General features: G+C 31.6%; 1 protein-coding gene. It reads right to left on the bottom strand.

The annotated features are described in order from the left end of the window. Positions 1-263 (bottom strand): hypothetical protein (locus tag ABD296_RS50105; RefSeq protein WP_344285767.1); only part of this gene is annotated, 263 nt, incomplete at both ends.

Here is a 263-nt window from a genome sequence, read left to right as displayed (position 1 = left end):
TACAAATAAAGCACTACTAAAACTATCAACTGATCCAATTTTTAATTGAAATGGTGCAATATCTTCTTTTCTTAAAATTTCCCCTTGCTGCACAAAGCCACTAAAACAAAAGTCATCATCATGAACTTTATTTTCATGGGTCAAGAATCCACATATAAACAGCGTGACATGATATTGACGGTGATTAGGTTCTACTAGAAATTCTGAAAAATGCGCACGCAATTGATCTAGATAATGAACTAATTTCTGATCATTAATTTCTA

The organism is Actinomadura napierensis (genome assembly GCF_039529375.1).
Classification (GTDB): Bacteria; Actinomycetota; Actinomycetes; order Streptosporangiales; family Streptosporangiaceae; genus Spirillospora; species Spirillospora napierensis.
Note: the sequence above shows the minus strand (reverse complement) of the source record. Positions and strands in the feature narration are given on the sequence as shown.